13 protein-coding genes are annotated in these 9,104 nt (G+C 58.3%); 5 read left to right on the top strand and 8 right to left on the bottom strand.

Features of this window, described 5'->3' with window-relative positions; all coding sequences use genetic code 11:
• Positions 1–241 (top strand): hypothetical protein (locus tag EN750_RS39910; protein WP_210212731.1); only part of this gene is annotated, 241 nt, incomplete at its 5' end.
• A 106-nt stretch (positions 242–347) separates the two neighbouring features.
• Positions 348–1,214, top strand: coding sequence for an ATP-dependent DNA ligase (locus EN750_RS08040; RefSeq protein WP_127396113.1), 867 nt, complete (start codon positions 348–350; stop codon positions 1,212–1,214).
• A gap of 211 nt (positions 1,215–1,425) precedes the next feature.
• Here EN750_RS08040 and EN750_RS08035 read toward each other — a convergent pair whose 3' ends face one another.
• The 3 genes from EN750_RS08035 to EN750_RS08025 form a co-directional block, all read right to left on the bottom strand.
• On the bottom strand, positions 1,426–1,719 hold the full coding sequence (locus tag EN750_RS08035; protein WP_127396112.1) for a hypothetical protein: 294 nt from the start codon (positions 1,717–1,719) through the stop codon (positions 1,426–1,428).
• Between the two features lie 199 nt (positions 1,720–1,918).
• Complete coding sequence (locus EN750_RS08030; protein WP_127396111.1) at positions 1,919–2,611, bottom strand: SOS response-associated peptidase; 693 nt, start codon at positions 2,609–2,611, stop codon at positions 1,919–1,921.
• 16 nt (positions 2,612–2,627) lie between these two features.
• Entirely contained in the window at positions 2,628–3,125 is a 498-nt protein-coding gene (locus EN750_RS08025; RefSeq protein ID WP_127396110.1) for a hypothetical protein, read from the bottom strand.
• Positions 3,126–3,318: 193 nt separating this feature from the next.
• On the opposite strand from EN750_RS08025, the gene EN750_RS08020 reads away from it, so the two are divergent.
• Positions 3,319–3,636 carry a hypothetical protein gene (locus tag EN750_RS08020; RefSeq protein ID WP_189526087.1) on the top strand — a complete coding sequence of 106 codons (318 nt, stop codon included), beginning with the start codon at positions 3,319–3,321 and terminating at the stop codon, positions 3,634–3,636.
• Between the two features lie 16 nt (positions 3,637–3,652).
• Here the strand turns inward: EN750_RS08020 and EN750_RS08015 are convergent, their stop codons facing one another.
• Positions 3,653–4,462: a plasmid partitioning protein RepB C-terminal domain-containing protein gene (locus tag EN750_RS08015; RefSeq protein WP_127396108.1), complete on the bottom strand. Its 810-nt coding sequence runs from the start codon at positions 4,460–4,462 to the stop codon at positions 3,653–3,655.
• Entirely contained in the window at positions 4,459–6,018 is a 1,560-nt protein-coding gene (locus EN750_RS08010) for a recombinase family protein (RefSeq protein ID WP_127396107.1), read from the bottom strand. Before EN750_RS08010 ends, EN750_RS08015 begins: the two co-directional genes overlap by 4 nt.
• 244 nt (positions 6,019–6,262) lie before the next feature.
• On the opposite strand from EN750_RS08010, the gene EN750_RS08005 reads away from it, so the two are divergent.
• Positions 6,263–6,577, top strand: a complete 315-nt coding sequence (locus tag EN750_RS08005) for a YMGG-like glycine zipper-containing protein (RefSeq protein WP_127296790.1) — start codon at positions 6,263–6,265, stop codon at positions 6,575–6,577.
• A 127-nt stretch (positions 6,578–6,704) separates the two neighbouring features.
• Positions 6,705–7,316, top strand: coding sequence for a methyltransferase domain-containing protein (locus tag EN750_RS08000; protein WP_127396106.1), 612 nt, complete (start codon positions 6,705–6,707; stop codon positions 7,314–7,316).
• Between the two features lie 100 nt (positions 7,317–7,416).
• Here the strand turns inward: EN750_RS08000 and EN750_RS07995 are convergent, their stop codons facing one another.
• The 3 genes from EN750_RS07995 to EN750_RS07985 form a co-directional block, all read right to left on the bottom strand.
• Positions 7,417–7,743: a GYD domain-containing protein gene (locus tag EN750_RS07995; protein ID WP_127383530.1), complete on the bottom strand. Its 327-nt coding sequence runs from the start codon at positions 7,741–7,743 to the stop codon at positions 7,417–7,419.
• Positions 7,744–8,211: 468 nt separating this feature from the next.
• Positions 8,212–8,607: a hypothetical protein gene (locus EN750_RS07990; RefSeq protein ID WP_127396105.1), complete on the bottom strand. Its 396-nt coding sequence runs from the start codon at positions 8,605–8,607 to the stop codon at positions 8,212–8,214.
• A 14-nt stretch (positions 8,608–8,621) separates the two neighbouring features.
• A partial coding sequence (locus EN750_RS07985; protein ID WP_281062274.1) for a lysozyme inhibitor LprI family protein occupies positions 8,622–9,104 on the bottom strand: 483 nt, incomplete at its 5' end.

Here is a 9,104-nt window from a genome sequence, read left to right as displayed (position 1 = left end):
GTTGCTCGGGAGTCTATCGATCTTGTATGGCGGCCTCGACCAAACGCCGTATCCTGCCGGAACGCTCAATGTTTTGAGCCACCATCTCTTTCGAGCGCTGAATCGCGAGCTCGGCCCGTTCCAGGCGCTGCTTGGCACCGGCGACTTCGGCCGCCATAGCGATTCCCTGGCGTTTCGTGATGTTTGTCATGAGATTGAAACACCGGGAGGGCGGAAACGTTCCCTGACGCCGGCCGGGTGACGCTCCAGCGATCGCATACGGCTGGATCAAGATCAGGCGTCTGGCGCGTTCTTTTGCAACCATTTTAGCTTATTCTAATTTAAATTCGGTCAGTCCGAGTTCGCGTATGTTGAAGTTCATCCGGCCAATGTTCCCCGCGCTTGTCGAGGTACCGCCGACAGGGGACAACTGGATTCACGAAATCAAATATGACGGCTATCGGACTCAAGTCATTATCGAGAACGGCACTGCCCGAACGATCACCCGGAGAGGCTACGACTGGTCGTCCACGTACAAGATGATTGTCGAGGCTGCGGTAACCCTACCGGCCACGTCTGCAGTCATCGACGGCGAGGCAATCGTCCTCAATGAGAAGGGCGTGTCGGATTTCCATTCGCTGCGGTCCGCGATGCGATGGGCGCCGGATCGGATCATCTTCGTCGCCTTCGATCTGCTGCATCTGAATGGGATCAACTTGCGCCCGGAACCGCTGCTGGACCGGCGCGCCAAGCTGCTCGAACTCGTTGGGCCTGCCAAAGGCGTGATCCAATACAGTCACCATGTGCATGGCGGCGGGGCCGACTTCTACGCCGCGGTTGATCGCATGGGTCTAGAGGGCATGGTGTCGAAGCGGGAAGAGAGCGTCTATCGGTCAGGCGACACCGAAGCGTGGGTGAAAACGAAATGCTATGAGGAAGTCGACTTTGAGGTTGCAGGCGTGCAGCGCAAACCCGGTTCGGCTCCACTCGCTTTGATGGTAACCCGGGATGCGGAACGCCGCTATGTCGGATCGGCAAACATCGCCCTGACCAAAGCCATGCGAGAACGCCTCTACGCCAAGGTGCAGGAAGGGAAAGGCGCGCCACCCAAGGGCGCCGACAAGCCCGACGCCGAATGGATCAAACCTGGCCTTGTCGGACGCGTGAAGACCCTTAAGCGCGAGGACAAGCTGCGCCATGCGACACTGCGGGCGATCCGTGAGGCGAAGCCATGATGGCCCGACGCAACGACGCGCGGAATGGCCGACGGACTACCTAGACCATCAGGCTTAATTGATGGATTCCTATCATGCCGGTAGCGTGACAGGGCTGGTCGTTAGGCCCACCCTTGTGCCCGGCACTGGCTGGCGCGGTCCTGTCACCCCGAATTCGTAATCCGTGCCGGCCAACCTGGGTAGACAACTCTCAATGGTCGGATGCAGGGAATTAGGCAGAGCCCTCGATCTCGCTTTCCTCATCGAACAGACGCGGCACCGGGAGATAGGCATTGGCAATGAGCCAATCGCCAATGATGGTCTTGATCAGATCCGATTTCGCCAACCCCAATTCTACTGCGATGTCGGACAGCGTATCCTGAACGCCAGGATCAAGATCGATGCCGCCGGTGTTTCGAATTATCAGCGCGGCGCGTCGAAGGATGATTTGAAGATCAGCGCGCGGTACGTCCGCGATGCGGTCGGAAGCCTGCTGCAATTCATCAGCGAAGGTCGAGCGGGTCACTGGTGCCTCCCTCCAAAGAGATACTGATCGCCGTCGGCCCGGTGCTCGCGGCAGAACCAATATGACGGCCCCTTCGGTCGCGCAAAGCCGAACGGCGCCCGGTGGCCGCATCCAGCGTGCTCGCACGCGTGGTTCTCAATTCGGTGGGGTTCGCGCAGCGGAGCTTCCATGCCTTCGGCTAGTCTGGCGGGTTCGTCACTCATAGCGGATTGATCGGCCCGACCAAGGCGGGGTGGTCGTTCGGCTGCTTGTTAACGAGGGTCGAGTTGACGCCGCGGCCGACGCGATTGAACTGCAGTTGTCCGTCGATGTCGTGGCTGAGGATATCTTTCAAATCGTCCTTAGGCGTCGCCGGATCCAGCCACGCGTCATAGTAGGCTTGGTCGAGGATGACCGGCTGCCGATCGTGCAGATTCTTCATCGGCTCGCCGGCCGGCTGCGTTATGATGGTGCAACTGGTGATGTCAAGGTTGGAGTTGTAGGCCCACAAGCCGGCAAACGAGAACGGCGCGTGGCCGGGCAAGTAGATATGCCAAGGGTCTTTCTTGCCGTCGGCTGGCGAGATGGTCCATTCGTAGAAGCCGTCGGCGGGAATCAGACAGCGCTTCGACTTAAATGCATCGCGGAATGCCGGGGCTGTATCTACGCCTTCGATCCTGGCGTTGAACATTGCCGCCTTGGGCATCTCTTTCGCCCAGAACGGCACGAGCCACCAGCGGCCCTCGCGGAGCTTGTGATTGCCGTCTTCACCGGCAGTGACGAACGGGACTTCCTCGGTCGGCGCGATGTTATAGCGAGGGGCATCGTTACGGCCTATTTCAGCCGGCGCCGTCAGTCGGTAGAGCCGATGGATTTCCGACCAGGATAGATATCTGGTGAAGCGGCCGCACATGCCTTGCTCCTTTGCCTCAATGCGATGTGGGCATCTCAGTCGCAGCTTCAAGGGCGTCGATGGCGTTGTAGACGGCCTGGCGCTTAGGCTCGATCGGTTCGTCAGGGTGGAAGCCCGAAAGCTCCAGGGTTGTGAAGGCAATCGTCAGAGCTGCAATCAAATCTCGGGGGTTGTCGAGATCGACGGCGAGCGCATCAGCCAGCATCCCTATGTCAGAATTCACAAATTCGCCTCTGCCGTCTTCCTCTTCGGTAAGAGCGCGAAGCTTTGCCAAAGCGGTGTCACGGTCGGCGAGCTGCACTTCTGGGTTCGTCAGCAACTCCAAACCAAACGCTCTCAGCCTTTTTTCCTCGGGCCAACCCTCGCAGCATGCCTGAAGCGCTGCCTTGTTGGCTTCGTACCAGACATCGGCAGCGGCATACTCCACTTCCGAGGGCTCCTCGTCCGAAGGGAAGCCCATCTCGTCCCAGCCTTCAACGGCAAACGCGCCGTCGGCGGCTTGCTCGGCCGTCACTCCAGCACGGTCGAGTACGGTCTTCGCTGCCTCTATACCCCGGTGCATTTCCTCCCTCGGGTGACGCGCCCCGAGCCCGCATGATCACGTCCATGCATGCCTCCTGTGGCTATCCTGCCAAGCAGTGAACAAAATGAGAACGTGAGAGTCAATCCCTCTTGACTAGACAGGAATATGTTCCTCATTTCAGAGAATGCCTGAACAACCCGAAAAGTGGCCGAAGGGCGTCCCATGGACGTTGATGCATGCCCACAATGCGGGGCAGGTAGCGCGCATCCGATGCGGGTATTGCAATATCAAGCGCTTCTACAAGCCCCTGGAACTCCGAGAGGTGATCGGCAACGTCTCCATCGATCAGGTGCGGGCGAAGGTACGTTGTGAGACGTGCAAGAAGAAGGACTACATGGATGCCGAGCTATTTCACCCGGTAGGGCAGGAACTGGAAACCATCCGGTTCCGCCGCCTGATCGAGATCAGGTGGGAGAAGCGCGTGATCTGGAGGGATGAGTAGCCTCGTGGCTTCATCTTCAGCTTCTAGGAGCCGTTTCCAAAACGTCTTGGAATTGCGCAAGTTGCTTTGGAAAATGATGAGCGAGGTAGCGCACGATCTTGGGGCTATCCATCATCCGGTTAAGGTATCCCCGCACCGCTACAAGCTCCAAGCCCCATGAGCCGAGGCTTTCAGAAGTGATTAGGAATTTCTGGCTCAGGTCGGCCAAATCGGTTTCCATTGCGTCCAGTTGGCTGCTGGTCACACCCGAAAACTGCTGCCGGGGAAGCGAAGGGTCTGCGAGTTTAGAGCGGGGCGTAAGCGCAATAAAGACCTTGGCGCAATTGAACTTCACCCTGTCCAGCGCAATCATGAGCTTTGCGATTTCAACCTGTCGGCTGGGCACAACTCTTCGCAGCAGAGCAAAGATTTTCGGGTTTACGCTGCAATCTTCCAGAAGATCGATCGCCTCGACGCAAATCCCCGCGACAAGCTGTGGGCTTGCCGTCAAGGCCTGGTCTTGATTGTCCCGAGCGTCGGGTGTGCTCTCTCGATTGCCCCAGATTCTTTTTGCCAGCGGTTCAGGTATGGTCGCGAAGCCTTCCGACTTGAGCAACGCTCGAAACGCATCAAGCGCCATCAACTGGCGAAGATCTCCGATGGCCAAGTCCAGGTGCTGGCGCGTGGTGTTTGACTCGCCGATGAAGTGCTGCATGCGTTCGCACTGATGCCTGTACGTCCTAAGCAGAACGTAGGAGTGGAGCGGCTCCTTCGGCTCGTGCAAATCCATTAAATGAATTGCGTGGCGGCTGTTTTTCAAAATGCGATCGGTCTTGGTTCCAGTCATAGCGAGCGTGGCTCGATCGGCACCTGCTTCGCCAGGGCAACCAGAGGATCCAAGGACTGGAAAAGGAAGGCATCGAGGCGCAGACCGCTGTTTGATCTAAGCTGGGGCGGGGCGCGCTTTACAACACCCGCCGGCGCGATCAGGAAGTCGCGTACCGTGACATTGTCGGGCCTCATCCTTATCAATACTGAAATGTCGGATGCGGTCTGACGGCGCCTTCTGAATGGCCAACGAGGATAGCCGTAGGTTGAGCGGCGGTAGCGCGCGATCCATATTGCCACGGTAAGCTCCTGATTGACGCGAACACACGCGGCTGCGGCATCGTAATGGGCAACCCCGCCAGCCTTGCCGATTGCGGCCACAAGTTCCTCAACGATCTCCAGCCGGCGCCGATGAAGCTGGGTGTTGATGTCGAAAAACCGGTAATTCAGCGAGGCATCATATCCGACCAGGCTGTAGGCCTTCTGGAGGGTACCGAAGCGGTGTATGTACAGGCTCCTGGACTGACACTCTGGGTCGGCGTTGATGATCTTAGCCGACAATGATCCCCGCTTTTTCAGAAGCTTGGAAAGGTCGACCAGCATCTGCTCATTGCTTATACGAGAAGCCCTTGCTTTTGCGACGGCCCGCGCGCGGTTGAACAAATCTCGGCTGACGAGCGGCTTGGACACATTCTCGGCGCGAATCCATTCGCTCGGTGGATTTCTTACCTTCTTGCTTTTCAGCCTCTCGGATGTCCGGTTCCATACATTGTTGCCAATGTATTGCTCGTTGGTCACAATCCCCCGCACCGAAGCGGTCGTCCACGGACGGTTCAGGTCCGTGACCACGCCGCGCTCGTTCAATGCTCTTGCGATTTCGACCTCCAGCTTACCCTTTACAAACTGCTTGAATATCCAGCGGACGATTGCAATCTCTTCTGCCGGCCCGAGCACGAGGATTACCCGATCCGTTGTTAGGCTCTTCCACTCCCTCGGCTTTAGGATGCATTTTGGATTTCCGGATGCATCTATCAGTAGGCGGCGGAAGCCGTATCCTGCGTATCCGCCTCCCCGGAAACCCATCCTCACTATTCGGCTTTGACCGATGAAGACCTTTTGGGACAGCATGCGGCTCGCCTCGGCGGCCATGCTGCGTTTGATGACCTTGAGCACATCGGAGCCGATGCTGCCATCGTTCGCAAATTGCTCTGCGCAAAACTCAATCCGCACGCCGGCCATCTGGCATCGATATTCGTAGGAGGCACTTTCATCGATGTTCTGGAAGCGCCCCCACCGGCTGACGTCGTAGACAACAACCGTTTCGAAGTCGGCTTGCCCGTTTTCAACTTCGAACAATAGACGCCGCAGAGCTGGGCGTCCTTCAATGTTCAGTCCGCTTCGGCCAACGTCTTCATAGGTGGCAACGATGTCGTAGCCCATAATATCCGCGTAATCGCGGATCGCATCCCTCTGGTTTTCAATGGAGTAGGTCTGTTTGTCAGTGGACATCCGCACATATTGGGCGGCTCGCACATGGCGCTGTCCGGAGCTCAGGGTCGCCGATGCTTTTTCCATCGCCTCACGCCATCGTATCGAGGTTTGCAGGATATGGATCGGCAAACTGCAATCTGGTTAGGGAAACCTGTCCAGTTTGTCTCGAATGCGAGCATCGTCGGCACGGGTTTGCGAGAGTGACGGTGCGCCAGATCAACGCCCGAGAAACCATGTCTTACATCGTGAGACCTCGCGCCCCCGTTCCGCCGCAATGCAACCGCACGTGGCCATCCATAGGGATTTCAGCCCTCAAGGGAGACCTCAAATGAACATTCATAAAGCCATAGCCGCCGTGCTCATGACCGCAGCACTGGCAGGCTGCGCGCAGACTGAAGGCCAGCAGCGGGCCGGAACCGGCGCGCTGATCGGCGGCGCCGGCGGCGCCCTCGTCGGCCAGGCCATCGGCGGCAACACAGAAAGCACGCTAATCGGTGCGGGCGCAGGCGCCTTGCTGGGCGCGGTTGTCGGCAGCTCCACCACTCCCCAGCGTCGCGGCGAACAGATGTGCCGCTACCAGGACCGCAGTGGCCGCATCTACACCGCCCCTTGCGACGACCGCTATTACAACGGCGATTACTAAGCGGTTATCGCCGGCCCCGTCTTAACTCAGGCAGCGCCGCTTCGAGGAGCGGCGCATATCGATGTCATTTTTTGCCCACTTCTTTGGGCTAGACTGTTCCTCGCGGCGGGTTTTGGAGGAGGTCGATGTGACGACAAGCCTTGCCGCCCTGAAAAGCCAAAGCAAACGCGCCGTAAAACGGCTCATCGGTTATGATTCCCGCAACTGGCTGCGCATCCGCCAGATCGAGGCATTCACGCTGTTTCTCGAAGCCGGCAACCGCAAGGCCGCCGACGTGATCGAGATATCGCCCGGCTGGAACCGCTACTGGCGGGCGATGTGCCCCAACTACCGCTCGGTCGATTTCCCCGGCTTCGACATCTGCAGGGACCGCACAGACGAGCAATATTCGATCGTCATCGCCGACCAGGTGCTGGAACATGTGCGGCGGCCGCACGCGGCGGTGGAAAACATCCACGCCATGACCAAGCCCGGCGGCTGGGCGATGGTGGCGACACCCTTCCTGTTTCGCGTCCACGCCCGGCCGCACGACTACAACAGATGGACCCCCGCCGGCCTCAAGCAGCTGATGGTCGAGGGCGGCTTCGCGGAAGCCAACGTCAAGGTCCACGGCTGGGGCAACAAAGCCTGCGCGAGGGCCCATATCGGCGGCCCAGTACGCGCCTATGGCCTGTGGCGGGATCTCAGCAACGACGAGGAATACCCGCTGATGGTCTGGGCGTTTGCGAAGAAGGCGTGAGAGGTTGACCGCCAAGGACAAAGCTAAATGGCCTTGGATCTGGCGAAGAGATCGGCGACAGACGGCGGGAATTGCCGACTGCGAGACTCTGGGACGCCCTCTACGATGCCGGCGGGCGATACCGGATCGACTTCGCCTTCCCAAGGGCTTCCATCGTCTCTTCGACGCTTAGGAGGACGGTGGTCTCGTACGAGTTGAGCGCTCCCCCCGCACCGATGGCAAGCACGACGGATGCCATCGACACGTTGTCTGGCGCCTCCCACAGGTTCCAGCCATCGTGCTCTCCGAAGGCATACCAGAAACCGTGCAGCTTTCCGCCCACTGACTCGATGTAAGAACGGGCCGCCTCACGTCGATCCTCGGGGTTTTGGATCAAACGCGCCCAGGTCTCGGGCGTATAGCTGAATCGGGAAAGATACATGGGCATGGTTCGCCTCCAGGGTCGCCGCCTAACCAGCGTACTCGGTAGGTTACCGGCCGACGAAATATGCGCTCAAGCTAATGGAAGCGCAACATGCCGGCTATTTGCAATGATCTGCTGGTCGGGTAACCCTACGGGAAGCAAGCGAACTGCTGGCACAGAAACGGCACAGATATGTTTGGATGTTTTTGCTCTGTTCACGCTCTGTTGGCGTATATTAGTCAATGAAAACAGACAAAGCACTGCATTGACATTGCAGGGGTCACAGGTTCAATCCCTGTCACGCCCACCATCCAACCAGACAAGCAGATCTTGCATCGGCATTTCCCGGCTGGTTCCCCAGAGGTAGAGAAGTTCGCATAGGTTGACTTATAGCCTGCACCTGGCGCAACGCCGCATGCAGTGCTTGAGCTTGGCGAACGGTTCTCGATTGGGTCGAGGCCGGACTATCGGGGCAAGCCTTGCGGAGCCGGCCTACTGGTCATCGTCATCGCCATTGTCTGGGTTGTCGACCAAACATCCCGCGCCGTGACACCCTTGGTAATTGCCTTGAGTGTCGAAATTCGGATTGCCGTCCTTGTCGTAACTCGGCCTTGGGTCGATGTAGCTGTCGTTCTTTCGACGCGCTTCCTTGCGATCCTTGTCTCTCTGTTCTTGCGCGGCTATGCGATCCAATGAGCGCTGCTCGTCTTCTGAACGTTGTGAAGTCTGTTGCATCATGCAGTCGGCAAACCTGTTGGTTCCTGGCCTATAGCCGTAAGAAGCGCACTGTTGCTGATCCATTGCGCGCTGATCCTCAGCGCTGACGCAACCAGCAACCGCCAACGGCACAAGCGCGATCAGCACATATCTCATCTTGAAATTCGGCATTTTGTCACTCCAGATCATTCTGATGGCACCGGGCAAGAGAGGTCACCCTCCTGGCAGTTCAGGTAGGCCCTCAACTGCCTGGTGCGAGCCTTGGTCAGTTCAGCTTGACAAGCAGCGGCAACCATCGGCGCCGCGGAGCCACCATCGTCACCGCTGGATTGAAACGTGCATTCGGCGTTGCGGAACGCAATCCACGCTCTCTGCGCTTTCACCAACCGTGCCTTGCCGTCGGAATCGTCCGCAAGCCGCTTCTGGATTTGCTTGAAGGTTTGGTTCAACGCCTGATCGGCTCTTTTGAAGTCCGAAGCTGGATCAGCCAGAGCCGCAGTGGCGGCGAACGACAGCATGGCGACGCCAGCAAGTAGAAAACGCATGATTGTATCCCCGGAATGAAAACAACCACAAGTAAGCACGCGTGGGGGGCAGCCGACAAGCACCGAAAAACCGTATAGTAAGCAAAGGGTTGTCGGGTTCAACAACGCAGGACGGACGAGGCT

The sequence above is a fragment of the Mesorhizobium sp. M7A.F.Ca.ET.027.03.2.1 genome (genome assembly GCF_003999175.1).
In the GTDB taxonomy this organism is placed as follows: Bacteria; Pseudomonadota; Alphaproteobacteria; order Rhizobiales; family Rhizobiaceae; genus Mesorhizobium.
Note: the sequence above shows the minus strand (reverse complement) of the source record. Positions and strands in the feature narration are given on the sequence as shown.